Genomic DNA, 22,827 nt, shown 5'->3' on the forward strand with positions numbered 1-22,827 from the left:
TCCGATGACGAAGGAAAAGGAGAAAGCGTAATGTCCTGGGGCCTTTCCAACCTGCCCTACGGGGTCTTCACCCGGAGGGAGGGCGAGACCCCGCGCGTCGGCGTGCGGTACGGCGACCACGTGCTGGACCTCGCCGCGGCCCTGCACGACGAGGTGTTCGCCACCGGGTCGCTCAACGCGTTCATGGCCCGCGGCGTCACCGCCTGGCGCGAGACCCGGGCGCTGATCCAGAACCGGCTGAGCGACGACCCGGCGGTCAACGCCTACCTCGTCCCGCTCGCGGAGGTGCGGATGCACCTGCCGTTCGAGGTGGCCGACTACGTCGACTTCTACTGCTCGCTGGAGCACGCCTCCAACCTCGGCCGGATCTTCCGCCCGGACGACGAGCCGCTGAAGCCGAACTGGCGGCACCTGCCGGTCGGCTACCACGGCCGCGCCGGGACCGTCGTGCCGTCCGGCACCCCGGTCGTGCGGCCCTCCGGCCAGCGCGGCGCCGGGGTGTTCGGTCCCTCGGCGCGGCTGGACATCGAGGCGGAGCTCGGGTTCGTCGTCGGAACGCCGACCGGCATGGGCGAGCGGGCGGGGCGCTTCGAGGACCATGTGTTCGGCGTGACGCTGGTCAACGACTGGAGCGCCCGCGACATCCAGGCGTGGGAGTACGTCCCGCTGGGCCCGTTCCTCGGCAAGTCCTTCGCCACCTCGATCTCGCCGTGGATCACCCCGCTGGAGGCGCTGTCGGAGGCCCGGGTCGCCGGGAGGGAGCAGGACCCCGAGCCCCTGGACTACCTGCGCCGCGAGCGGCCCTGGGGACTGGACCTGACGCTGGAGGTCCGGCTGAACGGCGAGGTCGTCTCCCGCCCGCCGTACCGGGAGATGTACTGGACGCCCGACCAGATGCTCGCCCACATGACCGTGAACGGCGCGAGCCTGCGCACCGGCGACCTGTACGCCAGCGGCACGGTCTCCGGGGCGGAGCCGGACCAGCGGGGGTCGCTCATCGAGCTGACCTGGAACGGCGCCGAGCCGCTCAAGCTGGCCGACGGCTCGGTCCGCTCGTTCCTGGAGGACGGCGACACGGTCACGATCTCCGCGACCGCCCCGGGGCCGGGCGGCGAGGCGATCTCGCTCGGAGAGGTGTCGGGCACGATCCGGCCGGCCCGGTAGGCCCCCGGCAGGTCCGGGCAGGCGCCCGGCGGACAGGGGGCGGGTTCAGCCGCGGACGGCGCAGACGAGGCGGTTGTGGCCGCGCTGCCAGAGGGTGCCGACCTCGGTGAAGCCCGCGTCCCGCAGGGCGCCGGCGTGCTCCGACAGCAGGGAGGACTCCGAGCCGTGGTGGCCGGCGCCCGCGGTGGTCCGGGCGGCGTCAATTGGATTTCAACAGTCACACAGATGCGATCGTCCGGGTGGCCGTGGGGCTGGTCAACGCGCTGACCCCCGGGGAGGCACGGGGCCGCCCCCACCCGGCACCCGCCGATCCCGCCGCCGCTGCCGCCGCCGCCACCGAGGGCGTGCGCACCGGTCACCCGGGCCACCGCGAGGTCACCGAGGCCGAGGCCGCCGAACTGGCCGGGATCGCCGCCCGGCTGCGCGAGGTCTTCGTCGCCGTCGCGGCGGGCGACATCGACGCCGCGGCCCGGCAGGTCAACGCCCTGCTGGAGGAGACCCGCGCCCGGCCGCTGCTCCAGCGGCACGACGGTGAGCCGTGGCACCTGCACTTCCACGGTCCCGGCGGCACCGTGGCCGGAGACTGGGGGGCGAGCTGCGCCACCGGCCTCGCGATCGTGCTGGGCGGCGAGTTCCACGACCGTCTCGGCGTCTGCACGGCGCCGCACTGCGACCGGGTCTACGTGGACGTCTCCCGCAACGGCACCCGCCGGTTCTGCGGCACCGCCTGCCAGAACCGCGTCAAGACGGCGGCGTTCCGCGCCCGCAACAGGGACTCCTGACGACCCGCCCGGCCGGACGGCCGTACCCGCAGGTTCGCGCCCGGATCGGGTCCTTCCGGCGGCACGCCCCGATCGCCGCCCACGTGGGATTTTCCAGCGATCACGGTCCTGACGATCCGTCGGTCTCGTCATACCGTAAAGGCTCGTCATACCGTAAATGAAGGAACCTCTCGGGCGTCCCAGGCGTTGTAACAGGTAGGAGGGCTGGCGTATGGACGAGTGGACCATCTGGTTGATCCTCGCGGTGGTGCTGGGCATCGCCGAGATCTTCACTCTGACCACCGTCCTCGGCCTGCTCGGCGCCGCCGCCCTCTTCACCGCCGCCGCCGCGGGGCTCGGCCTGCCGGTGGCCCTCCAGCTCCTGGTCTTCGCGGCCGCCTCCGGTGCGGGGCTGCTGGGAGTCCGCCCGATCGCCAGACGCCATCTCCGGCAGCTCCCCCCGAGCCAGCGGTTCGGGGTCCAGGCCCTCGTGGGTAAGACCGCCTACGTCCTGCGTGAGGTGAGCGGCCGGGACGGCCGGGTGCGGATCGGCGGTGAGGAGTGGTCGGCCAGGGCCTACGACGAGACACTGGTGATCCCACAGGGGGCGGTCGTGGACGTCATCGAGATCGAGGGCGCGACCGCACTCGTCTATCCCCGAGAGTGATCCTCTGACCGACTCAGATTCCCGGATGTGACCATGGACCCATTGTTGCTCGTCGGCCTTCTCATCGTCCTGTTCGTGGTGTTCACCGTGGCCCGCTCGGTGCGCATCGTCCCGCAGGCCAGAGCCCGCAACGTGGAACGGCTCGGCCGATACCAGACCACTCTCAAGCCGGGTCTGAACTTCGTCATCCCGTACATCGACCGCGTCTACCCGATGATCGACCTGCGCGAGCAGGTGGTCTCCTTCCGCCCGCAGCCCGTGATCACCGAGGACAACCTGGTCGTCGAGATCGACACGGTCCTGTACTTCCAGGTCACCGACCCGCGGGCCGCCGCCTACGAGATCGCCAACTACATCCAGGCGATCGAGCAGCTCACCGTGACGACCCTGCGTAACGTCATCGGCTCCATGGACCTGGAGATGACGCTGACCTCCCGCGACACGATCAACAGCCAGCTCCGCGGCGTGCTGGACGAGGCCACCGGAAAGTGGGGCATCCGGGTCAACCGGGTCGAGATCAAGGCGATCGATCCGCCCAAGACCATCAAGGACGCGATGGAGAAGCAGATGCGCGCCGAGCGGGACAAGCGCGCCGCGATCCTCACCGCCGAAGGCCAGCGGCAGTCGCAGATCCTCACCGCCGAGGGTGACAAGCAGAGCGCGATCCTGCGCGCCGAAGGTGAGCGCAGTGCGGCGATCCTCAAGGCCCAGGGACAGTCGCAGGCCATCGACGAGGTCTTCCAGGCGGTCCACCGCAACGACCCCGACCCCAAGCTGCTGGCCTACCAGTACCTCCAGGTGCTTCCCGAGCTGGCCAAGGGCGACAGCAACACGTTCTGGGTGATCCCCAGCGAGGTGACGTCCGCCCTGCAGGGCGTGTCGAAGGCGTTCACCGAGGCGCTGCCGCAGTCGTCCGCCACCCGGCAGGCCCCGGCCGTCAACGAGGCCGCCGAACGGGAGATGGCCGAGGCGCAGAAGGCCGCCGCCGAGGCGGTCGCGGAGGCGTCCGAGGCCGACACCGGTCCCCGCCAGCTCGGCCCCGGCGCCCCGGCAGCCGCCGACCCGCTGACCGGGCTGAACGAGGAGCGTCCGGCCGCCGCCGTCCGCCGCGACGGCGGGGGGACCGACGGGACCGGCGCCAACGGCACCGGAGGTCAGACCGGTCCCGCCGGCCCCGGCGTCTGATCCCGCGCCCGCCCCTCTCCCCTCTCCGGGTTCCCGCCCGCCGTACGGCACCGCAGCGCCGTACGGCGGGCGGTGCCGTACGGCGGGCGCGTACGGTGGCCGGCGCGGCCTGCGGGGCGCGCACGGCGAGCGCGCGGCGGGCGCGGGCGGCGGGCGGGAATGGCCGGGGCGACACCGGGCAGGGAGACCCCGTCTTCTCCGAGCGTGAAGCAGCGCTGTGAGCGGGTTTAAGAAAAGCGCGATGGACACCTCCGGAGCCGGCCGGGCACAGTGCGTAAGGTCGTAACCGAGGGGGGATCCGTATGAAAGCGCTGGTCAAGGCGGAGGCCGAGCCCGGACTGTGGTTGATGGACGTACCCGTGCCCGAGGTGGGGCCGGGCGAGGTGCTGATCAGGGTGCTGCGCACCGGCATCTGCGGCACCGACCTGCACATCCGGAGCTTCGACGCCTGGGCGCGGCAGACGCTGCGCACCCCGCTGATCGTCGGGCACGAGTTCTGCGGCGAGGTCGTCGAGGTGGCGCCCGGGGTCGAGGACGTCGCGGTCGGCGACTTCGTCAGCGGCGAGGGCCACCTGGTCTGCGGCAGGTGCCGCAACTGCATGGCCGGGCGGCGCCACCTGTGCCGCAACACCGTCGGACTGGGCGTGAACCGCGACGGCGCGTTCGCCGAGTACCTGACGCTCCCCGCGTCCAACGTCTGGGTGCACCGCACGCCGGTCGACCCGGACGTCGCGGCGATCTTCGACCCGTTCGGCAACGCCGTGCACACCGCCCTGACGTTCCCCATGGTCGGCGAGGACGTCCTGATCACCGGAGCCGGGCCGATCGGCCTGATGGCCGCGGCGGTGGCGACCCATGTGGGCGCCCGCAACGTGGTCGTCACCGACCTCAGTCCCGAGCGGCTGGAGCTGGCCCGCAAGCTCGGCGTCTCCCTCGCGCTGAACGTCGCCCAGACCCCGATCGCCGAGGGCGTGCGGCGGCTCGGCATGCGCGAGGGCTTCGACGTGGGCCTGGAGATGTCGGGCCACCCGCAGGCGCTCCGCGACATGATCGCCAACATGACGCACGGCGGGAAGATCGCCATGCTCGGGCTGCCCGCCGAGGAGTTCTCCGTCGACTTCGCGACCATCGTGACCTCGATGATCACCCTCAAGGGCGTCTACGGCCGGGAGATGTACGAGACGTGGTACGCCATGTCCGTGCTGCTGGAGAAGGGCCTCGACCTCTCCCCCGTGATCACCGACCGCTTCTCCCACCGCGACTTCGACGCGGCCTTCGACACCGCCGCCAGCGGCAAGACCGGCAAGATCATCCTGGATTGGACCGCCTGATGTTCGACAACGTCCGCGACGACCTGCGCGCGACCCTCGACGAGATCGCCTCCGCCGGGCTGCTCAAGCCCGAGCGGGTCATCACCACCCCGCAGAGCTCCGGCATCGCCGTCGCCGGGGGCGGCGAGGTGCTGAACTTCTGCGCCAACAACTACCTCGGCCTGGCCGACCACCCCGAGGTGGTCGCCGCCGCCAAGGACGCGCTCGACCGCTGGGGCTTCGGCATGGCGTCGGTCCGCTTCATCTGCGGCACCCAGGAGGTGCACAAGGAGCTGGAGGCGCGGCTGTCGGAGTTCCTCGGCCAGGAGGACACCGTCCTGTACAGCTCGTGCTTCGACGCCAACGGCGGCGTGTTCGAGACGCTGCTCGACGACCGCGACGCGGTGATCTCCGACGCGCTCAACCACGCGAGCATCATCGACGGCATCCGGCTGTGCAAGGCCCGCCGCCTGCGCTACGCCAACCGCGACATGGCCGAGCTGGAGGCCCGGCTGAAGGAGGCGTCCGACGCCCGGCGCAAGCTGGTCGTCACCGACGGCGTCTTCTCCATGGACGGCTACGTCGCCCCGCTGCGGGAGATCTGCGACCTGGCCGAGAAGTACGGCGCCATGGTCATGGTGGACGACTCCCACGCGGTCGGCTTCGTCGGCCCCGGCGGCCGGGGCACCCCCGAGCTGCACGGCGTGATGGACCGGGTGGACATCATCACCGGCACCCTCGGCAAGGCGCTCGGCGGGGCCAGCGGCGGCTACGTCGCCGCCCGCCGCGAGATCTGCGCGCTGCTGCGCCAGCGTTCGCGCCCCTACCTCTTCTCCAACTCCCTCGCCCCGGTGATCACCGCCACCTCGCTGCGCATCCTCGACATGATCAGCGGTGACAGCGACGCCCGGGACCGGCTGCGCGCCAACACGACGCGGTTCCGCACGAAGATGACCGAGGCGGGCTTCGACATCCTGCCCGGCGACCACCCCATCGTCCCGGTGATGATCGGCGACGCCTCCGAGGCCGCGGCGATGGCCGAACGGCTGCTGGAGCGGGGCATCTACGTGATCGGGTTCTCCTATCCGGTGGTGCCGCAGGGCCAGGCCCGCATCAGGGTCCAGCTCTCGGCGTCCCACTCGGCCGAGGACGTGGACCGCGCGGTCGAGGCGTTCGTCGCCGCCCGCGGCTGACCTGCGGCCGGCCCGTTTCCGCGCCCCGGCCCGTTTCCGCGCCCCGGTTCGGGAACGGGCTTCAGGCCGGAGCCGTGGGCAGGCCGTGACCGGCGTTCCGGAACGGCGAAGGACGGCCGGCCAGGGGAAACGGCCGATCACGTGCCGAGATAGGCCAGGACCGCCGCGACCCGCCGGTGGATGTCGGGGCTGTTCTCCAGCCCCAGCTTCATGAAGATCGAGTTGACGTTCTTCTCGACGGCGGAGACCGACAGGTGGAGCGCGCGGGCGATGCCGCCGTTGGACCTGCCGTGGGCCATCCCGCGCAGCACGTCGCGCTCGCGCGGGGTCAGCTCCTCCCCCCGGTCGCCCCGCACGGCGCGGCGGGCCATCAGGGCCTCCACGACCTTGGGGTCGATGACCGAACCGCCGCCGGACACCGCCCGTACCGCGCCGAGCAGCTCCTCCAGGTCTCCGACGCGGTCCTTCAGCAGGTAGGCGAAGCCCTCAGCCCCGTGCTTGAACACTTCGAAGGCGTAGAGCGCGTCGGAGAACTGGGAGAGCACCACGACGCCGGTCGCCGGGTGGTCGGCGCGGATCCGATGGGCCGCGTCGATGCCCTCGAAACCCGGCCGGAACGGGCCGCCCGGCATGCGGATGTCGGTGATGACCACGTCCGGCCGGAGCCTGCGCACGGCGTCCAGCAGCTCCCCGGCGCTGCCCACGGCCCCGGCGACGGCCGCCTCCCCGGACGTCTCCAGCAGCCTCCGGACGCCCTCGCGGACCAGGTAGTGGTCGTCGGCGATGACGACGCGCGGCCGCTTCGGCGTTCCCGGCATCGTCGGCGGAGACTCAGTCATGGACCGGCACCCAGGCTCTCACCGTCGTCCCCTCCCCCTTCGCGCTCGCCACGTCGAGACCGCCGCCGAGCGCGGCCAGCCGGTCGGCGAGGGCCATCAGCCCGCGCCGGGCGACCGCCCCGGGGTCGAAACCCGCTCCGTCGTCGGAGACCGTGACTCCCACCCGTCCGCCGGACAGCGTCAACCGTACGTCCACGGAGGAGGCCCGCGCGTGCTTGAGCGCGTTGGCGAGCGCCTCGCTCACGGTGAAGTACAGCGCGCCCTCGACCTCGTCGGGAAAGCGTCTCGCCCGCGACTCCGGGTCGGCACGCACTTTCGAGGCCACCGGCAGGCGCGAGCAGCGCTCCTCCAGCGCCTCGGCCAGCCCGCCCTGGCTGAGCACCGACGGGTGGATGCCCGCCGCCAGCTCCCGCAGGTCGTCGAGGGTCTGCCTGGCCTGGTCACGCAGGAGCGTCATCGTCTCGGTGTCCGCCCCGGTGGCCCTGGCCAGCTCCAGTCCGGCGATGAGCGCGACGATCTCCTGCTGCACGCCGTCGTGGATGTTGCGCTCGATCCGCCGCCGCTCGGCCTCCTGCGCGTTGACCAGCCGGGCGGCCAGCCCCGCGCTCTGGATCGCCAGCCCGACCGGTACGGCCAGCGCACGCAGCAGCCGCCGGTCGTCGCGGGTGAGACCGCCGTCCCGGGGCCCGCAGGCGATGCACCCCTGCCCGGCGGGGACGGTCAGCTCCGGCTCGCCCTTCTCCTCACCCGCCACGACCCGGGTGCCGTCGGCGAGCGTGACGGCCGCCCACCGGACGTCCAGGCCGGCCCGCACCGCCTCGGCCAGCCGCCCGAGCAGCTCGCCCGGCTCCGCCTCCTCCAGATCGGGAGCCAGCTCGGAGAGCAGCTCGTCCACCGTGGGCCGCAGGTCGAAGACGAGGAAGAAGCGCGATCCGCGGACGCCCACCCGGATGTCGAGCAGGTTGTGCCGGAAGACGGCCACCCCGATCGCGGCGGGCAGCGCGCTCAGCATGGGCATGAAGGGGATCCAGGCCGCCGCCGGTGACCCCGTGAGGAGGAAGAACGCCGCTATCGGGAACCCGCCGAGGGTGACGGCGAGCGCGGCGGTCATCCAGCCGAGCCGGCGGCGCTCGGGTCCGGAGGCGCGGCGGGTGCGCGCCACGAGCGAGCCCAGCACCACCAGCGCCGTGCCGAAGACGACGAGCTGTCCCAGCCCGGCCAGGCCCGCCATGACCAGCGCGGCGGGCCCGGTGAGGGCGAGCGGGTTGTCGTGTGGCAGGAGGGGGGAGGCGTCGTCGGGGAACAGCAGTACCCCCAGCCAGTGCACGGTGATCGCCGCTCCGGCGATCCAGCCCCCCACGCGCCAGCGTCGCGAGGGAAGCCTTCCGTCCGGGTAGAACAGCGGGACGAAAACCCAGGAGAGCCCATAGAAAGGGGCGAAGACCGAAGCCATCAGGGCGGCGAGAACGAGCAGCGGCACAGGCCATCCCGCGTCCGCGGTGACGAGGAGCCCGGCCCCCAGATTGCCCACGCCCAGGCAGTCCGCGGTGGCCAGGAGCAGCCAGCCGTAGAGGTTGCCCGGCCGCCGGTGGGCGACGAGCCAGCCCAGCGCGGGCAGCGGCAGCGCCAGCACGTTGAACGTCAGCTGGTTGAACGGTGCTCCGCCCGCCAGCACCGTGCCGACCGCGCTGCCGAGGATCGCCACCGCCGCCATGGACGCGGCGAGGACTCGGGACGAGGTCGGGGGAAGCACAGAAGGCAGTGTGGTCCCCCCGGGCGACCTGCGTCTATGAGGTTGACCGCACATCCGCCGGGGGACGGCCGCACCCCGGAAGGCGGCGGCTCGCCGGATACCCCGCCCGCCGCGCTCTTCCTAGCGTGGAGAACCCGGCCGCCACCGCCGAAGTGGCGGTGGACCACGGCCTTTGAAGCAGCCCGTCAAGGAGACCCCGCCGAACAGGCACAAGCCGAGAAGGCCCCGCCGAGCAGACACAGGACGACGAAGGAGATATCCATGAACCTCCGCCCCCGAACGACCGGCGCACCGGCCCTGGCCGCCATCGCCGTGGCCGTTCCCCTGGCCCTCGGCGGAACGCTCCCGGCCGCCGCGGACATCATGAACCCCACCGCGGACACCGCACGGCCCGCCGCCGCACCGGTACGGCAGGCCACCACGGCCGTCGCACCGGTACGGCAGACCGCCGTGGAGGCCGCCCCCACCGCCTCCACGGAGGCCGCTCCCACCCCCACCGCCACCACCGCCCCCGAGATCCCCGATACTCCGGCCGGGCGGCAGCTCCGCTGGTTCCTGGACGCCACCGGGCGAGTGCCGCTCAGCGCAGACGAGATCGGGCAGCACCTGAGCGCCGACTTCCTCAAGCAGGTGACCGCCGACGGCTTCAACCAGTTCCTCAAGGGCCTGGCCGGCATCCGGCTCGACGAACTGACCCGGACCGACCCGGGCTTCCTGGCCGGCACGGCCACCGTCGCCGGGCAGAAGACCGACGTCCAGCTCACCGTGGACGCCTCAGGGAAGATCGACGGCCTGCTGGTGAAGCCGTCGCTCCCGCCCGCCCCCAAGAGCTGGTCCGAGCTCGACGCCAGGCTCCGCGAGCTCGCCCCCCGGACCGGTTTCCTCGCCGCCGAGATCGACCGGCGGGGCCGGTGCGAGACCGTCCACGGCGTCGGCGCGGACACCGCCCGCCCGCTGGGGTCGGTCTTCAAGCTCTACGTGCTGGGAGCGGTGGCGGACCGGATCCACGCGGGCGGGCTCAGCTGGGAGACGAAGCTCACCGTCACGCCCGGGGTGAAGATCCCCGCCGCGGACGGTCTCGGGGCCCGGCCGGACGGCAGCACCGTCACGGTCCACGAGGCGGCCAAGCTGATGATCTCGATCAGCGACAACACCGCCGCCGATCTGCTGCTCAAGACGGTCGGCCGCAAGGCCGTGGAGAAGAAGGTCCGCCAGTGGTCCGGCCACGCCGAGCGGAACCTCCCCCTCATCACCACGCGCGAGCTGTTCCTGTTGAAGGGCGTCGACTACCCCCGGCACGCCCGCGCCTATCTCGCGCGTGACACGCAGGGGCGCCGTGCCTACCTCCGCGACGTCGTCGCCGGCCTGTCCCTGTCGCAGATCAAGGTCTGGGAGAAGCCCCGCGAGCTCGACACCATCGAGTGGTTCGGCTCCCCCCGCGACGTCTGCCGCGCCTACGCCGGGCTGCTCAAGCGGAGCGACAAGCGCCTCAGCGAGGTGCTCTCGGCCAACGACGCCGGGCTCGGCCTCGACCGCGCCACGTGGCCCGAGGTCTGGTACAAGGGCGGCTCCGAGGTCGGGGTCTTCGACATGACGTTCCTCGGGCGCACCGCCAAGGGGAAGGCGTACGTCGTCGCCACGCTGGCGAGCGACACCCGCGCCCCCCTCGACCAGGGCACCGTCGGCCCCGAGACCATCTCCCTCAGCAGAGGCGGCTTCAGCCTGGTCCGCTGATCGATCTGGTCCACTGGCCGGGCCGATCCACTGATCGGGCTGACCCGCTGATCGGGCTGACCCGCTGATCGGGCTGACCCGCTGATCGGGCCGGTCCACTGATCGGGCCGGTCCACTGATCGGGCCGGTCCGCCGAGCCCGCGCACCGGATGCCGCCCGGCCCGGCCGGCCGTACGGCGCCCCGCCGGTATGACCGGCGGGGCGCCGTTGTCCCGGCCGGGACATCACTGGCAGGATCTTCGCCATGCCGACGTTCTCCGCACATGACGGGACCGAACTCGCCTACCACGTGTTCGGGGAAGGCGTGCCGCTGATCTGCCTGCCGGGCGGCCCGATGCAGGACTCCGCCTACCTCGGTGAGCTCGGCGGCCTGTCGGCGCGCCGGCGGTTGATCATGGCGGATCCCCGGGGGACGGGCCGGTCCGCGGTGCCCGCGGACTCCGCCTCCTACCGTTGCGACCGGCTCGTCGACGACGTCGAAGCCCTGCGTGAGCACCTCGGCCTGGACCGGATCGACCTGCTCGGGCACTCGGCCGGCACGAACCTCGCGGTGCTGTACGCGGCCCGGCATCCGGAACGCGTCGGCAGGCTCGTTCTGGTCACCCCGAGCCTCCACGCCGTCGGCATCACGGTCACCGGGGAGTCCAGGCTCAAGGCCGCACGGCTCCATGAGGGCGAATCATGGTTCCCGGCGGCCTACGCCGCCTTCGAGTCGATCGTGGCGGGCAACGCCGCCGACGACGACTGGAAGGCCATCGACCCCTTCTTCTACGGCCGGTGGGACGCGGCGGCGCGGGCCCACCAGGCCGCTCAGGACGACCGCCGGAACGGAGAGGCAGCGGCCGTCTTCGCCTCCGAGGGCGCTTTCGATCCGCCCGCCACCCGCGCGGCACTCGGGGCGTTCGGCGCGCCGGTGCTGCTGCTCGCCGGAGAGGCCGACCCGAACACGCCCCCGGACATCGTGACGGAGTACGCCGGGCTGTTCCCGGACGCCGAGCTCGTCGTCCAGCCGGACGCGGGCCACTTCCCGTGGCTCGACGACGCCGGCCGGTTCGTGGCGACGGTCGCGTCGTTCCTGGCGTGACCTTCCTCCCACCCCGGGCCTCCCGCCCCGAACCTCTCACTCCCGGCCCTCTCGCCCCTCGCCCCGACCCCTTCGTCCCTTGCTCCTCGCCCCGGAGCTCCTCGCCCCGAAGGGCCCCGGCCCGGGTTCCTCGCACGCGGACGACCTTGGAGAACGGACGGCGCCCCGGCCGCCTGGAGCACGTCCCGGCCACGGGGCGGCCTCGGTGAGAATGGGCGGGTGATAGACACCCGGCGGCTCCGGACCCTGCGCGCCGTGGCCGACCACCGTACGGTCACCGCCGCCGCGGCGGCCCTGCACCTGACGCCGTCCGCGGTCTCCCAGCAGCTCGTCGCCCTGGAGCACGAGGTGGGGCACCGGTTGCTGGAGCGCGACGGCCGGGGCGTGCGGCTGACCGCCGTCGGCCGCATCCTGCTCGGCCACACCAACGAGGTGCTCGCCCAGCTGGAGCGCGCCGAGGCCGACATCGCCGCCTACACCACCGGTACGGCGGGCGAGGTGAAGGCGGCCTCCTTCGCCACCGCGATCGGTCTCGTCGTGGCTCCGGCGGTGGGCGCGCTGCGGAGCAAGGAGCCGGGCATCCAGGTCCGCGTCCTCGACGCCGAGGGCGACCAGAGCCTCACCATGGTCCTGGACGGCGCGGTGGACGTCGCCGTGGCCGTCGAGTACCGCGGGGCCCCGGCCGAGGACGACCGCCGGCTGTCGCGCATCCCGCTCTACTCGGAGCCGTTCGACGTGGTGCTGCCCGGCGACCACCGTCTCGCCCACGGATCCGGGGAGTGGGGGGATCCCGGCGAGGCCGGTGCGGCGGGGCGGGAGGTGGCCATGGCCGACCTGGCCGGGGAGACGTGGATCGGCCCCTATCCCGGCAACCCCTGCCACGACGTGATCGCGCTGGCCTGCGAGCACGCCGGGTTCACCCCGGAGTTCGCCCACTCCTCCGACGACTTCGACGCGGTGATCGCCCTGGCGGCGGCCGGGGCGGGCGTGGCGATGGTGCCGCGCCTGGCGTTGCGCACGGCCGACCTGTCCGGCGTGGTGGTCCGCCCGGTCGCGGGCCCGGAGCGCCGGGTCTTCGCCGCGGTACGGCGCGGCGCCGAGCGGCACCCCCTGCTGGTCCCCCTGCTGGACGCCCTCACCGACGCCGCGACGGCCCTGCGCCGGATCCCGCACCGGTGAAAGGACCGGGTCCGGAAGAGCAGGATCCCGCACCGGCGAAAGGGCCGGCTCTGGGAGAGCCGGATCCGGGAGGCCGGGTCCCGTCCGGCCGTTCCCCGGGGGATCGCCCTCGTCTCCCATGGGACCCGTCCGCGCTCCGGCTCAGGAGAGCGAAGTGAGACCGCCGGTTCCGGTCAGGCGGGCAGGGCGCGAAGGAAGTCGCCGAGGATCTCGTTGAAGGCGTCCGGGCGTTCCATGTTGGGGTAGTGCGCGGTGCCGTCGACGGTGGCCTCGCGGCCGTCGGCGACGGTGCGCGCGAGACGGCCGGCCATGCCGATGTGGTCGCTCGAATCGAGGTCGCCGCTGACGGCCAGCACCGGGACGGCGATCTTCGCCGTCCGCGCCCAGGTGTCGGTCACGGGCACCTGCCAGTCGGGCTCGGCGCCGGTGTGCTTGGCGACGGTCCGCATGGTCATCTCCCGCAGCCGTCGTACGACGTCCGGGTCGACGTCGTCGAGGGTGCGGTGCGGACCGGCCGCGAACAGCGTGAATGCCTCGACCCAGCCGCGGACGTCACCGGCGGTCATGGCGCGGGCCTGCTCGGCCTGGACGCTCTCGATCCAGGGGTCGCGGAACTCCGGTTCGCTGGTCCCGGCGCCGCTGACGACCAGGGCGCGCACCAGTTCGGGGTGTTCCAGCGCGGTGTCGACCGCGACGGCCCCGCCCATCGACACCCCGACGAGGACGGCGGGACCGGTGTCGAGACGGCGCAGCAGCGCGGCTAGGTCGTCGGTGTGGCGGAACGGCCCGGCCGCGTTCGAGGACCCGCCGTGGCCGCGGGCGTCCGGTGCGATCACCCGGTGGTTCTTCGCGAGAACCGGAAGCTGGTCATCCCACATGTCGCTGTTCAGGAAGCCGCCGTGCAGCAGCACCACCGGCCGCCCCGCTCCGGCCTCGCGGTAGGAGAGACGGCCCTCGCCGTCCGCGAACGAGAATGTGTCGGAAGTAACGGTCATGACAACCAAGGTGCCATCTTTGCAGTGATATGACAACTAAGGTGTCATCATGGTGTGGTGACCGATACCGAACGCCCTCTCGGGCCCGACGACCTCGCCCACCGGCTCACCGAGGTGTTCGACCTCGTCGGACCCCTGTACCGGCGCGCGCAGCGCAAGGTGGAGGAGGGCGTGCCGATCGAAGGGCTGTCCGTCGGGGTGCGCGCCGTACTGAACCTGCTCCACCGGAACGGGCCCATGACCGTTCCGCAGATGGGCCGCGCGCAGGCGCTGAGCCGGCAGTTCGTACAGCGCATGGTCAACGACGCCGCGGCGCTGCGACTGGTCGAGAGCATCCCGAACCCCGCCCACCAGCGGTCCTCGCTGATCCGGCTGACGGACGACGGCGGGGCCGTCATCACCGCGGTGATGACGCGCGAGTACGCCCTGCTGGGCCAGGTCGGCGGGGGCCTGACCGACGCCGACGTGACGGGCTGCGTGCGGGTCCTCACGGCGATGCTCGCCTACCTCGACAACGTCGACGTGGACTGACCCGCGCGTCACCGCGACCGTACGGGATCGTCCGGGGACGGCGGGACGGGGGCACCGCGGCCGGGGAGACCCTCCGGGCGAGCCGTACGTCCGTACATGCGTACGGCCCGGCCGTGCGTACACACGGCCGGGCCGTACACGGCGCGGAAACATGATGATCCCGCAGGGACGGCGTATACCTCAATACCCGAAACCCACAAAAAGTGAAGTCCCCTAACGGACGGCCAGGGCGACCTCCATCCCCACGCTCTCCCCCTGCTCCATCAGCCCGATCTGGCGCAGGCGGGTCAGCCCCGCGAATTCGCCGATGCTCATCATGCGACCAGTGTGGAACCTCCCCCAGGGGCGGGTTCCAGCCGCACTCGACGGTCTTCTCCCGCGGCCCGGATGGCGACCCGGGCAGGTGTGGCGATGACTCGGCGACCCGCCCATCCCCCGAAAGCGTGGAGCATGATCGCCTGTACGATCATGAATCGTAACAATCTCCCCATCCTTCACAGGCGTTACGGGGTTCTGTGGGGACGGTGTTGCTCAGTGAAAGGAAGGGCATGAACATTCGGACCAAGTTCGCGGCAGTGGCGGGGGCCGCGATGGTTTCCACCTGCCTGGTGGCCGGCGCCACGCCGGCGAGCGCGGCCGGCCCCTGCGGTGGCGGCTACTACCAGATCGACGTGTACAGCATCAGTAACCTCGCGGGCAAGACGGTCGGCCGCACTCATCTCTACTACTCCAGGTCCACCAAGAAGAACTGCGCCGTCACCTACGCCACGCCCGCCAAGCGCGGCTACAAGGCCGTGAAACTCCGCCGCTCGGGCACCTTGAAGTGGACCGTCGACGCGGGGACCTTCAACGAGTACGCGGGCCCGGTCTACGTCTCCGCTCCGGGCAAGTGCATCGACATCGAAGGAAAGATCGGCGGCAACGGCGCCACGTACTACCGCAGGCACTGCGGCTGAGCCGTTCCAGGGCCGGTAAGGAGTACGGATCCTCACCTGACCTGAAGGTTCCGGATCCACAGGACGGCTCCGCGTAGACGGAGGCCGGCGAGGTGGCCGTCGGGGTCTTTTGCCGAAGCACCCCGGCGGCCAGGAGCTCAGGCGCTCTGGCGGGCCTCGGCGTTGCTGGTGCGGATCTGCTGGATGCGCTGCTTGGTCAGGCCGAGCAGCTCGCCGATGTCGGCGTCGGACAACCCGAGGCTCGACAGGTGCTCGACGCGCGCCCTGGCGGTCCGGCTGTAGTCCTCGGCGATCGCGGCGGCCCGGCGCTGCAGCTCGGCGAAGGCGCTGAGATCCTCCCCGGTCAGGCCGGGCAGCGTGTAGTGGAAGACGGGCGCCGGCGGCTCGGCGCGGTCGCCGAACAGGAACGGCAGCCCCTCGGCGACGTCGGCGTGCAGCTCCTTCAGCGAGCGGGCGGACATGCCGCCGGCGACGCCGTCCACGGCGGCGAGCCACAGCGTGCCGTTCTTGGTGACGTGAACGTCAACGCTGTCGTCGGCCATCAGTCCTCCAGCCAGTCGTCACCGAACAGGGCGGCGAGCCCGCGTTCGAGGGCTGCCACGAGTTCGGGTGTCTCACCCGGGTAGAGCGGGACGATCGCGCGCGCCACGACGCGCCCGGCCGGGTCCCACAACAGCAGGAAGCGCTGCCGCCTGCTCGTCTCGGCCCAGTCGCAGCGCAGCCCGTGGATACGCGCGAGGACCACGAGCCGGTCACGGATGGCCGCGTAGTCGTCTCGTTCTACCACACGCGACAGACTATATCCCTTGTTTCACACCGACAATGCCCCTTGTCGCCGCCTTCAGGCATGGCGTGTCGCGTTTCTCGCCGTGCCTCCGTACGGAAGTACGGCGAAGCCCCCGGCGGGGCGCTCCCACGGGGGACGGAGAGCACGGGGCGGCACGGGTGCCGGGGTTCGCGGGGGACGAACCGGGCACCGCGGCGTTCCCGCCGGGGGCGGTCGAAGGGTCCCCGGGCCGCACCGGGAACGGCGCGTCATCTCACCCGGGCGAGCGGGGTGAGGCGGACGCCTTGGAGAACACGTCGTCCTCCGGGGAGGGATCGGCCGGGATCTCGCACCACACCGTCCGGCCGGGTCGTCCGGGATGAGAGTGGAAGCCCCAGCACCCGCCCGAGATCAGATTCACGATCGCCAGTCCCCGGCCGCCCTCCACGAGGGCGGAGATCGGGTCGGCGCGGACGCGGGGATCGCCGACGGCCAGGCCCGCGTCCGCCACCTCGACGCGGAGCCGGTCACCGCGCACCGACAGCCGGAGCAGCAGCGGCGGCTCGGCGGCGTCCCCACCGTGACATCCGCACCGTCCGGGACAGGTGCGGCATCCGGCGACGCCGTGGCGGGCGTGCCGGACGGCGTTGGTCACCAGCTCCGAGACGGCCAGCCGTACGGGTTCGTAGGCGGGGTGGCCGTCCCCGAGCCAGGCGCGCACCTCGGCGCGGGCGCGTGAGGCGGACTCGGGGCCGCCCGGCAGACGTGACTCCCGTAACGTGTCCGGCTTCATTGGCCCGCCTTTCCCGATCCGATCCGGCTGGATTCCCGTTTCCTTCTCGACGTTTCGCGCGAGGTGCCGTCGCGAAATCCGCGCCACGACGGCGCGGCCCTCATACGGTCGCAAAGAAACGCGCGCCGGGAACGACGAACGGCCTCCACCCTTTGTCCACAGACCTGTGAACCCCCTGGCAGGACCGGGAAAGAATGGCGACAATCAGGCCCATCCATCGCCGTTCACCGGGAGGAGCCGGAAATGATTCCCCCTCTGGAGCCCGACCCGTCCATATCCTCGCACATACAATTCGGGACGGAATTACGCAAATTCCGGCTTACTGCAGGGTTCACCCAGAAGAAGCTCGGCGAAGCGGTCCACCTGTCGGACAGTCAGGTCAGCATGATCGAGAACGGCCACCGGGCGCCGACCCTGGACCTGGCGCAGCGGGTGGACGAGGTCCTGGGGCTCGGGACCGCCCTCACCGGCCTGCTCGATCGGCTGAACCGCGCGGCGGCCCAGTTGCCTCGCTGGTTCCGCCCATGGCTCGACTTCGAACGCGAGGCAGAGGCCCTGCGAATGTGGGAGCCGCTGATGGTCCCCGGCCTTCTCCAGACCGAGGGCTACGCGCGAGCCATCCTCAGCCGCAGCCCCGGCGTCGGCCCCGAGCAGGCAGAGGAAAACGTCACAGCCCGGATGGATCGACAGGCCATTCTTCGACGGCCAACGCCTCCGATGCTCTGGATCGTCTTGGAGGAGAGCGTCCTCCATCGACCTATCGCAGGATCGGAGATCATGAGGGCGCAGTTCGAGCACCTTCTCCACTCGGCGGATAATCCCCATATTTCTCTTCAGATACTTCCCTACCGAGCATGCAGCGTCCTCGGTCTCATGGGTGGTTTCGTCATCGCCGAAATGCCACGGAATGCTCCCTCTGTTGCCTACATCGACTCGCAGAGCACTGAAGACCGAGTAACCGATCGATCAGAAGAGGTGAAAGGTCTAGCATTTAGGTACGAAATGATCCGAACGGACGCCCTGCCACGACACGAGTCACTCTCAATGATCAAGGAGACGGTGCAGAGATGGACCACGTGACCTGCGAACCCTCCAACGTCCGGTGGCGCAAGTCCTCCCTCTCGGGCGACGACGGCAGCAACTGCGTCGAGATCGCCACCCTGGCCGGCGGACGCCGCGCCGTACGCGACAGCAAGGACCGCACCGGCCCCACCCTCACCCTCACCCCAGCCCAGTGGACCGCCTTCGCCGACGCCCTCAGAACCGACGCCCTGGGCTGAACGACGGCCGCGCGGACTCCCCGAATGCGGGGACTGAAAAGCCGGTGGACCCCGGAAAGCGCGAGGGCCCAGGCCGAGGGCCCTCGCGGTGGGAAGGTCAGGCGGTCACGGGCAGCGCGGTCAGCCGCCAGGTGCCCGGGTCGGGGGCTCGCAGCCCGGCCGGCGGCGCGGCCGGCGTCAGGCCGGGGAAGCGGCGCAGCAGGGCGGTGAGCGCGGCCTCGGTCTGCACGCGGGCCAGCGACGCCCCGACGCAGAAGTGCGGCCCGTGGGAGAAGCCCAGGTGGCTCGCCGTACCGGGGGTGCCGGGGACCCGGGTGACGTCGAGCCGGTCCGGGTCGGCGAACACGCGCGGGTCGCGGTTGGCGGCGGCGACCGCGACGGTGACGGGCTCCCCCTTGCCGATCGGCACGCCGTACAGCTCGGTGTCCTCCCGGGCGTGGCGGGGGATCGTCAGCAGCGTCGGGCCGCACCAGCGGATCAGCTCCTCGACGGCGCGCGGCGTGAGCGCCGGGTCCTCGCGCAGCGCGGCGAGCTGCTCCGGATGGTCCAGGAGGGCCGCCACGGCGTTGGTGATGAGGTTGGTCGGCGTCTGACCGGACAGCACGAGCTGCCAGACCAGCATGACCAGCTCGATCTCGCTGAGCCGGTCGCCGTCCTCGTCCCGGACGCGGACGAGGTCGGAGAGCAGGTCGTCGCCGGGCTCCTCGCGCCGCCGCGCCACCGCCGCCTCGGCGCCCCGCATGATGGCCGGGATCGCCGCGGCGAACGCCTGTCCCGCGCCGGAGGCGATGGTCGCGCCGTACTCGCGCCAGCTCGGGCGGTCGGCCTCGGGAATGCCGACCAGCTCGCAGATGACGTCCATCGGCAGCGGGCGGGCGAAGTGCCACAGCAGGTCCACCGAGCCGTCCTCGGCGTGGGCGGGAAGCTCGTCGAGCAGGCCCTCGACGATCCGCTCGATCCGGGGCCGGAACGCGGCGGCGCGGCGCGCGGTGAACGCGGGCGCCACCAGCCGCCGCAGCCGCACGTGCTCCCGCCCCTCCGTCTCACTCATCGTCCGCATGTACGGCAGGCAGTCGGCGGGCACGTCGGGCCGCATGAAGCTGCTCTCGGTGATCTCGAACCGCGGGTCGGCGAGCAGCGCGCGGGCGTCCTCGTGCCGGGTGACGGCCCACATCGGCATGCCGGGGATGAGCAGCCGCGCCAGCGGTGAGCGCTCCCGGGCGTCGCCGTACGCGGTGAAGGGATCGCGGATCACCTCGGGATCGGTGAGATCGATCTCGGGGACGCCGTTCATGTCGGGGCCGGAGTCGGCCATCGCACTCTCCAGTTCAGATTTCTTCAACATTCAGATGATGAAGGTATCCGGATTCGACGCGCACGGCAAGGACGGAGGGGGACGGGGCATGAGGGACGGCTCGCCGGAGCCGGATCCTACGAATCAGCGGTGAAGGGACCGCCGGGGCCGCGGTAGGGCAGGGTGCGGCTGTAGACGATGTTGGTGGTGGTGCTGCCGAACGCCGTCAGCTCGTTGACGACCTGCTCCAGGTGGGGCATGGACGTCGCGGCGACCTTCAGCACGTAGCAGTCCTCGCCCGTGGTGCGCAGGCACTCCAGGATCTCCGGGCGCTCCCCGAACAACCGGCGCAGCGGCTCGTGCCGGTTGCCGGGATACTTCAGGCGCACCACGGCGAGCACCGGGAAGCCCGCCTTCTCCAGATCGACCTCGGCCCGGTAGCCGGTGATGACGCCCATCGACTCCAGCCGCCTGACCCGCTCGGTCGTCGCCGAGGCGCTGAGGCTCACCCGCCGCGCCAGCTCGGTGAGCGGAACCCGGCCGTCCCGCTGGAGCTCGGCGAGGATCGCCCAGTCGGTCTGGTCAAGATTCTCGGCCATTCGCCAAAAATACCGTCACATCCCCGGCGAATCCCCCGTCATGCCGGGAGGACTCCCTTCCGGACGAACCGCCTGGACAACTAGCCTCGAACAGGTGGAAATAGGAGTCAATGTCCCGAATTTCGGGCCGGGCACCGACCCGGACACGCTGCGCCGCTGGGCACGGACGGTGGAAGGGCTGGGCTTCGACCTGCTGATGGTCTCCGACCATGTCGCGGTGACCCCGGATGTCGCCGAGCAGTACCCGGCCCCCTTCTACGAGCCGTTCACCACGCTCTCCTGGCTGGCCGGCGTCACCGACGGGATCCGGCTCGGCACCACGGTGCTGATCGTTCCCTACCGGCACCCGCTGCTCGTCGCCCGGATGGCCGCCAACCTCAACCGGCTCAGCGGGGGACGGCTGGTCCTCGGGGTGGCGGCCGGCTGGGCGCGCCAGGAGTTCGAGGCGCTCGGCGTGCCGTTCGAGCGGCGCGGGAAGCTCACCGACGACCATCTGCGGGCGATCCGCGCCGCCTGGGAGGACGACGACGACTACCGCGCCGGGCACATACCGTTCTGGGTCGGCGGGCACAGCGCCGCCGCGATGCGCCGCGCCGTACGGCTCGGCGACGCCTGGCACCCGCTGCGGTTCACCCTTCCCTGGCTGACCGAGGCGGTGCACCGGCTGAAGGCCGTCGCCGCCGAGGAGGGACGGCCCGCGCCCGCGTTGGTCCCCCGCATGGTCCTCCGGCTCACCGAGGCGCCGGTCACCGGGCCGGACCGGCTCGCCGGCGAGGGGACGATCGACCAGATCACCGAGGACCTGGAGCGGCTGCGCCTGCTCGGCGCCGGGACCGTCGTACTGGACCCGTTCGGCGGCGACCCCGCCGAGACCCTCCACCCCGAGGTGGCATGGCGGGCGCTCGCGGCCGTCGCCGACCTGCGGCGGACGCTCACGACGGAGAACACCATCACACACACGGGAACGGAGTGATCATGACGGGTGACGACGAGCGGCTGCTCCGCAGGGCCGTCGAGCTGGCCGCCGAGGCCAGGGCGGGCGGGAACCCGCCGTTCGGATCGCTGCTGGCGGGGCCGGGCGGCGAGATCCTCGTGGAGGAGCGCAACACGAGCCTCACCGACGCCGACATCACCGCCCACCCCGAGCTGAAGCTGGCCAGGTGGGCGGCCCGGGAGCTGGACCGGGCCGTCGCGGCCGCCACCACCATGTACACCAGCTGCCGGCCGTGCGGCATGTGCGCGGGCGCCATCGAGCGGTCCGGCCTGGGCCGCGTCGTCTACGCGCTCTCCCCCGAGCAGCTCGCGAGCCTCAAGTCACCCGACGCCGTGCCGGTCGTCTTCTCCTTCTCCGAGGAGGGCCCGGCCCTGTTCGACGAGGCCCGCGTCCCGGTGGAGGGCTACTACTGAGGGCTGGGCCTGACCGTCCGGGTCGTCCCCCGGGGAGGTCGACGCCGTGACGGCTTCCGAGCTCCACTGACCGCCGCCGAGCCGGAGCGCCCGGCCGGCGCGCGATCAGAGCAGCCGGCCCGCGGCCTTCAGGTCGTCGAAGATGAGCTGGTCCACCGGGGAGACGCGGTCGCGGTCGGCGTATGACAGCCAGGCGACCTCCTCGATCTCGGCCGCCGCGGCGAGGGTGCCGCGGTAGTCACCGGTGTAGCAGGTCATGCGGACCACCGTCCCCTCCGGGTGGCCATGCGCCTGGGCCTCGTAGACGCCGAGGAGTGCGACGGTCCCGGGGAGGACCGCCACGGTGAGCTCCTCGGTGACCTCGCGGGCCAGGGTCTGCGCGTCGCTCTCCCCGGCCTCACGCTTGCCGCCGGGGAAGTAGTAGGCGTCCTTGCCCCGGGAGCGCGTGCTGAGGACCCTGCCGCCCTCCAGCCTGATCCAGGCCACCTTGTCGATGAGCACCGGCATCGCGGCGTCCCCGTTCCTCGTGGTTTCCGACCTTCGCCAGAGCCTATCCGGAGCGCCTCGCCGTCGACTCCCGAGCAGGCTCCTCACCCCCGACGGGGAAGGCTCCGTTTCCGGACCCCGTCAGACCCACGATCCGATCAGCCGCCGTCGACGATGCGGTGACCCGCCCCCACCGTAACCACGAATGCGGCACCCCCCTCTTGCCCATTTCATCATTTCTCGCTTTTCATCATGGGCAGTAGCAACCATCGGAGAAAGGAGCGCGTCAGGCGACTCGGGCAATGGAGGGCGGGAAACCCATATTTTCTCAGGGATCCCCTATTCAGGCCGCACCGAGCCCATAAGATCCGGGCGTGCCCTCGACATCCCCCCAGAATCAGGATTTCACCGGAGCCGCTCGCCGCCACTACGCGGACGCCGTATATCTGCACGACGACGGCCGGTTGCCCAACGCCGACCATCACTACGGCTTCGCGGTGGAATGCGCACTGAAGAGCGTTCTGCTGACGTTCCTGAACGCGACGCTGGCAGGCAACGGCAAGCCGTCGACGTCCGGGCCTGAAGGCACGAAACAGTACGGGCACCTCCCGGGGTTGTGGGCCGACGTCAGGATCCTCCTTCGAGGACGGTCCGGAAGCGCCCTGATGACCGCGCTCAATGCGGCCGAACCCTTCGGAACCTGGGATGTCACCCACCATTACCATGGAAACCCGCCACTGAGCGCCACCATAATGAGCGAACGTAAAACAGCGGCCCATCTCATCCTCGCTCTCCATGAGCAGGCGCTCATCAACGGAGTCCTTCAGTGAGTGTTTCTTCCAATATCGTCC

Annotated in this window: 25 protein-coding genes; 16 read left to right on the forward strand and 9 right to left on the reverse strand. The window is 71.6% G+C overall.

From position 1 onward, the window contains the following. Nucleotides 1–30: 30 nt before the first annotated feature. The 6 genes from fahA to ACFYSC_RS06735 all read left to right on the forward strand — a co-directional run bounded on the left by fahA (nucleotide 31) and on the right by ACFYSC_RS06735 (nucleotide 6,280). Nucleotides 31–1,164, forward strand: coding sequence for a fumarylacetoacetase (gene fahA, locus ACFYSC_RS06710; RefSeq protein ID WP_362931450.1), 1,134 nt, complete (start codon nucleotides 31–33; stop codon nucleotides 1,162–1,164). A 239-nt stretch (nucleotides 1,165–1,403) separates the two neighbouring features. Beyond that, the gene (locus ACFYSC_RS06715) at nucleotides 1,404–1,946 is read left to right on the forward strand and encodes a CGNR zinc finger domain-containing protein (RefSeq protein WP_389957682.1); all 543 of its coding nucleotides are present in this window, start codon (nucleotides 1,404–1,406) and stop codon (nucleotides 1,944–1,946) included. Nucleotides 1,947–2,157: 211 nt separating this feature from the next. Continuing rightward, on the forward strand, nucleotides 2,158–2,592 hold the full coding sequence (locus ACFYSC_RS06720; RefSeq protein ID WP_362931444.1) for an NfeD family protein: 435 nt from the start codon (nucleotides 2,158–2,160) through the stop codon (nucleotides 2,590–2,592). 33 nt (nucleotides 2,593–2,625) lie between these two features. Beyond that, nucleotides 2,626–3,777: an SPFH domain-containing protein gene (locus ACFYSC_RS06725; RefSeq protein ID WP_389957687.1), complete on the forward strand. Its 1,152-nt coding sequence runs from the start codon at nucleotides 2,626–2,628 to the stop codon at nucleotides 3,775–3,777. Nucleotides 3,778–4,079: 302 nt separating this feature from the next. Then, nucleotides 4,080–5,108 carry an L-threonine 3-dehydrogenase gene (tdh, locus tag ACFYSC_RS06730; RefSeq protein WP_362931440.1) on the forward strand — a complete coding sequence of 343 codons (1,029 nt, stop codon included), beginning with the start codon at nucleotides 4,080–4,082 and terminating at the stop codon, nucleotides 5,106–5,108. Next, the gene (locus ACFYSC_RS06735; protein ID WP_389957955.1) at nucleotides 5,108–6,280 is read left to right on the forward strand and encodes a glycine C-acetyltransferase; all 1,173 of its coding nucleotides are present in this window, start codon (nucleotides 5,108–5,110) and stop codon (nucleotides 6,278–6,280) included. The genes tdh and ACFYSC_RS06735 overlap by 1 nt, the downstream gene beginning before the upstream one ends. A gap of 137 nt (nucleotides 6,281–6,417) precedes the next feature. Here ACFYSC_RS06735 and ACFYSC_RS06740 read toward each other — a convergent pair whose 3' ends face one another. Together ACFYSC_RS06740 and ACFYSC_RS06745 are read right to left on the reverse strand one after the other, a co-directional pair. Next, complete coding sequence (locus tag ACFYSC_RS06740) at nucleotides 6,418–7,119, reverse strand: response regulator (protein ID WP_389957691.1); 702 nt, start codon at nucleotides 7,117–7,119, stop codon at nucleotides 6,418–6,420. Continuing rightward, nucleotides 7,112–8,872: an ATP-binding protein gene (locus tag ACFYSC_RS06745; protein WP_389957694.1), complete on the reverse strand. Its 1,761-nt coding sequence runs from the start codon at nucleotides 8,870–8,872 to the stop codon at nucleotides 7,112–7,114. Before ACFYSC_RS06745 ends, ACFYSC_RS06740 begins: the two co-directional genes overlap by 8 nt. A 261-nt stretch (nucleotides 8,873–9,133) precedes the next feature. Here ACFYSC_RS06745 and ACFYSC_RS06750 point away from each other — a divergent pair, with 261 nt between their 5' ends. The 3 genes from ACFYSC_RS06750 (at nucleotide 9,134) to ACFYSC_RS06760 (ending at nucleotide 12,869) form a co-directional block, all read left to right on the forward strand. Beyond that, nucleotides 9,134–10,606 carry a serine hydrolase gene (locus ACFYSC_RS06750; RefSeq protein WP_389957697.1) on the forward strand — a complete coding sequence of 491 codons (1,473 nt, stop codon included), beginning with the start codon at nucleotides 9,134–9,136 and terminating at the stop codon, nucleotides 10,604–10,606. Between the two features lie 244 nt (nucleotides 10,607–10,850). Beyond that, nucleotides 10,851–11,690, forward strand: a complete 840-nt coding sequence (locus tag ACFYSC_RS06755) for an alpha/beta fold hydrolase (RefSeq protein WP_389957700.1) — start codon at nucleotides 10,851–10,853, stop codon at nucleotides 11,688–11,690. 219 nt (nucleotides 11,691–11,909) lie between these two features. Further along, a complete protein-coding gene (locus tag ACFYSC_RS06760; protein ID WP_389957703.1) occupies nucleotides 11,910–12,869 on the forward strand; it encodes a LysR family transcriptional regulator in 960 nt (319 codons plus the stop codon). 173 nt (nucleotides 12,870–13,042) lie between these two features. Here the strand turns inward: ACFYSC_RS06760 and ACFYSC_RS06765 are convergent, their stop codons facing one another. After that, complete coding sequence (locus tag ACFYSC_RS06765; RefSeq protein ID WP_389957706.1) at nucleotides 13,043–13,864, reverse strand: alpha/beta fold hydrolase; 822 nt, start codon at nucleotides 13,862–13,864, stop codon at nucleotides 13,043–13,045. Nucleotides 13,865–13,921: 57 nt separating this feature from the next. On the opposite strand from ACFYSC_RS06765, the gene ACFYSC_RS06770 reads away from it, so the two are divergent. Both ACFYSC_RS06770 and ACFYSC_RS06775 read left to right on the forward strand, forming a co-directional pair. Next, a complete protein-coding gene (locus tag ACFYSC_RS06770; RefSeq protein ID WP_389957709.1) occupies nucleotides 13,922–14,395 on the forward strand; it encodes a MarR family winged helix-turn-helix transcriptional regulator in 474 nt (157 codons plus the stop codon). A gap of 548 nt (nucleotides 14,396–14,943) precedes the next feature. Then, the gene (locus tag ACFYSC_RS06775; protein ID WP_389957712.1) at nucleotides 14,944–15,351 is read left to right on the forward strand and encodes a spore-associated protein A; all 408 of its coding nucleotides are present in this window, start codon (nucleotides 14,944–14,946) and stop codon (nucleotides 15,349–15,351) included. Nucleotides 15,352–15,488: 137 nt separating this feature from the next. Here the strand turns inward: ACFYSC_RS06775 and ACFYSC_RS06780 are convergent, their stop codons facing one another. The 3 genes from ACFYSC_RS06780 to ACFYSC_RS06790 all read right to left on the reverse strand — a co-directional run bounded on the left by ACFYSC_RS06780 (nucleotide 15,489) and on the right by ACFYSC_RS06790 (nucleotide 16,910). After that, nucleotides 15,489–15,893 (reverse strand): hypothetical protein, encoded by a 405-nt coding sequence (locus ACFYSC_RS06780; protein WP_189246205.1) that lies wholly within the window; start codon nucleotides 15,891–15,893, stop codon nucleotides 15,489–15,491. Then, complete coding sequence (locus ACFYSC_RS06785; RefSeq protein WP_389957715.1) at nucleotides 15,893–16,138, reverse strand: hypothetical protein; 246 nt, start codon at nucleotides 16,136–16,138, stop codon at nucleotides 15,893–15,895. Before ACFYSC_RS06785 ends, ACFYSC_RS06780 begins: the two co-directional genes overlap by 1 nt. 253 nt (nucleotides 16,139–16,391) lie before the next feature. Continuing rightward, entirely contained in the window at nucleotides 16,392–16,910 is a 519-nt protein-coding gene (locus ACFYSC_RS06790; RefSeq protein ID WP_389957718.1) for an ATP-binding protein, read from the reverse strand. 243 nt (nucleotides 16,911–17,153) lie between these two features. Here ACFYSC_RS06790 and ACFYSC_RS06795 point away from each other — a divergent pair, with 243 nt between their 5' ends. Then, a complete protein-coding gene (locus ACFYSC_RS06795) occupies nucleotides 17,154–17,990 on the forward strand; it encodes a helix-turn-helix transcriptional regulator (protein WP_389957721.1) in 837 nt (278 codons plus the stop codon). Further along, nucleotides 17,978–18,190: a DUF397 domain-containing protein gene (locus ACFYSC_RS06800; RefSeq protein ID WP_389957724.1), complete on the forward strand. Its 213-nt coding sequence runs from the start codon at nucleotides 17,978–17,980 to the stop codon at nucleotides 18,188–18,190. The genes ACFYSC_RS06795 and ACFYSC_RS06800 overlap by 13 nt, the downstream gene beginning before the upstream one ends. Nucleotides 18,191–18,287: 97 nt before the next feature. Here the strand turns inward: ACFYSC_RS06800 and ACFYSC_RS06805 are convergent, their stop codons facing one another. Next, a complete protein-coding gene (locus ACFYSC_RS06805) occupies nucleotides 18,288–19,535 on the reverse strand; it encodes a cytochrome P450 (RefSeq protein ID WP_389957727.1) in 1,248 nt (415 codons plus the stop codon). Between the two features lie 86 nt (nucleotides 19,536–19,621). Further along, entirely contained in the window at nucleotides 19,622–20,083 is a 462-nt protein-coding gene (locus ACFYSC_RS06810) for an Lrp/AsnC family transcriptional regulator (protein ID WP_389957730.1), read from the reverse strand. Between the two features lie 94 nt (nucleotides 20,084–20,177). On the opposite strand from ACFYSC_RS06810, the gene ACFYSC_RS06815 reads away from it, so the two are divergent. Both ACFYSC_RS06815 and ACFYSC_RS06820 read left to right on the forward strand, forming a co-directional pair. Continuing rightward, a complete protein-coding gene (locus tag ACFYSC_RS06815; protein ID WP_389957733.1) occupies nucleotides 20,178–21,056 on the forward strand; it encodes an LLM class flavin-dependent oxidoreductase in 879 nt (292 codons plus the stop codon). Nucleotides 21,057–21,058: 2 nt separating this feature from the next. Next, nucleotides 21,059–21,490 (forward strand): nucleoside deaminase, encoded by a 432-nt coding sequence (locus ACFYSC_RS06820; protein ID WP_389957736.1) that lies wholly within the window; start codon nucleotides 21,059–21,061, stop codon nucleotides 21,488–21,490. 105 nt (nucleotides 21,491–21,595) lie between these two features. Here ACFYSC_RS06820 and ACFYSC_RS06825 read toward each other — a convergent pair whose 3' ends face one another. Further along, the gene (locus ACFYSC_RS06825; protein ID WP_389957738.1) at nucleotides 21,596–21,997 is read right to left on the reverse strand and encodes an NUDIX domain-containing protein; all 402 of its coding nucleotides are present in this window, start codon (nucleotides 21,995–21,997) and stop codon (nucleotides 21,596–21,598) included. 353 nt (nucleotides 21,998–22,350) lie between these two features. Between ACFYSC_RS06825 and ACFYSC_RS06830 the strand changes: the two genes are divergently transcribed. Further along, the gene (locus tag ACFYSC_RS06830; RefSeq protein ID WP_389957741.1) at nucleotides 22,351–22,806 is read left to right on the forward strand and encodes a hypothetical protein; all 456 of its coding nucleotides are present in this window, start codon (nucleotides 22,351–22,353) and stop codon (nucleotides 22,804–22,806) included. Nucleotides 22,807–22,827: the final 21 nt, after the last annotated feature.

This window comes from Streptosporangium sp. NPDC004379 (assembly GCF_042873875.1).
GTDB lineage: Bacteria > Actinomycetota > Actinomycetes > Streptosporangiales > Streptosporangiaceae > Streptosporangium.

What these genes read in the sequence shown, in the direction of transcription:
- ACFYSC_RS06805 (WP_389957727.1), bottom strand. Translation starts at nt 19,535, where the DNA reads ATGTTGAAGAAATCTGAACTGGAGAGTGCGATGGCCGACTCCGGCCCC.
- ACFYSC_RS06790 (WP_389957718.1), bottom strand. Translation starts at nt 16,910, where the DNA reads ATGAAGCCGGACACGTTACGGGAGTCACGTCTGCCGGGCGGCCCCGAG.
- ACFYSC_RS06800 (WP_389957724.1), top strand. Translation starts at nt 17,978, where the DNA reads ATGGACCACGTGACCTGCGAACCCTCCAACGTCCGGTGGCGCAAGTCC.
- tdh (WP_362931440.1), top strand. Translation starts at nt 4,080, where the DNA reads ATGAAAGCGCTGGTCAAGGCGGAGGCCGAGCCCGGACTGTGGTTGATG.
- ACFYSC_RS06725 (WP_389957687.1), top strand. Translation starts at nt 2,626, where the DNA reads ATGGACCCATTGTTGCTCGTCGGCCTTCTCATCGTCCTGTTCGTGGTG.
- ACFYSC_RS06735 (WP_389957955.1), top strand. Translation starts at nt 5,108, where the DNA reads ATGTTCGACAACGTCCGCGACGACCTGCGCGCGACCCTCGACGAGATC.
- ACFYSC_RS06765 (WP_389957706.1), bottom strand. Translation starts at nt 13,864, where the DNA reads ATGACCGTTACTTCCGACACATTCTCGTTCGCGGACGGCGAGGGCCGT.
- ACFYSC_RS06755 (WP_389957700.1), top strand. Translation starts at nt 10,851, where the DNA reads ATGCCGACGTTCTCCGCACATGACGGGACCGAACTCGCCTACCACGTG.
- ACFYSC_RS06750 (WP_389957697.1), top strand. Translation starts at nt 9,134, where the DNA reads ATGAACCTCCGCCCCCGAACGACCGGCGCACCGGCCCTGGCCGCCATC.
- ACFYSC_RS06820 (WP_389957736.1), top strand. Translation starts at nt 21,059, where the DNA reads ATGACGGGTGACGACGAGCGGCTGCTCCGCAGGGCCGTCGAGCTGGCC.
- ACFYSC_RS06775 (WP_389957712.1), top strand. Translation starts at nt 14,944, where the DNA reads ATGAACATTCGGACCAAGTTCGCGGCAGTGGCGGGGGCCGCGATGGTT.
- ACFYSC_RS06780 (WP_189246205.1), bottom strand. Translation starts at nt 15,893, where the DNA reads ATGGCCGACGACAGCGTTGACGTTCACGTCACCAAGAACGGCACGCTG.
- ACFYSC_RS06740 (WP_389957691.1), bottom strand. Translation starts at nt 7,119, where the DNA reads ATGACTGAGTCTCCGCCGACGATGCCGGGAACGCCGAAGCGGCCGCGC.
- ACFYSC_RS06810 (WP_389957730.1), bottom strand. Translation starts at nt 20,083, where the DNA reads ATGGCCGAGAATCTTGACCAGACCGACTGGGCGATCCTCGCCGAGCTC.
- ACFYSC_RS06795 (WP_389957721.1), top strand. Translation starts at nt 17,154, where the DNA reads ATGATTCCCCCTCTGGAGCCCGACCCGTCCATATCCTCGCACATACAA.
- ACFYSC_RS06720 (WP_362931444.1), top strand. Translation starts at nt 2,158, where the DNA reads ATGGACGAGTGGACCATCTGGTTGATCCTCGCGGTGGTGCTGGGCATC.
- ACFYSC_RS06825 (WP_389957738.1), bottom strand. Translation starts at nt 21,997, where the DNA reads ATGCCGGTGCTCATCGACAAGGTGGCCTGGATCAGGCTGGAGGGCGGC.
- fahA (WP_362931450.1), top strand. Translation starts at nt 31, where the DNA reads ATGTCCTGGGGCCTTTCCAACCTGCCCTACGGGGTCTTCACCCGGAGG.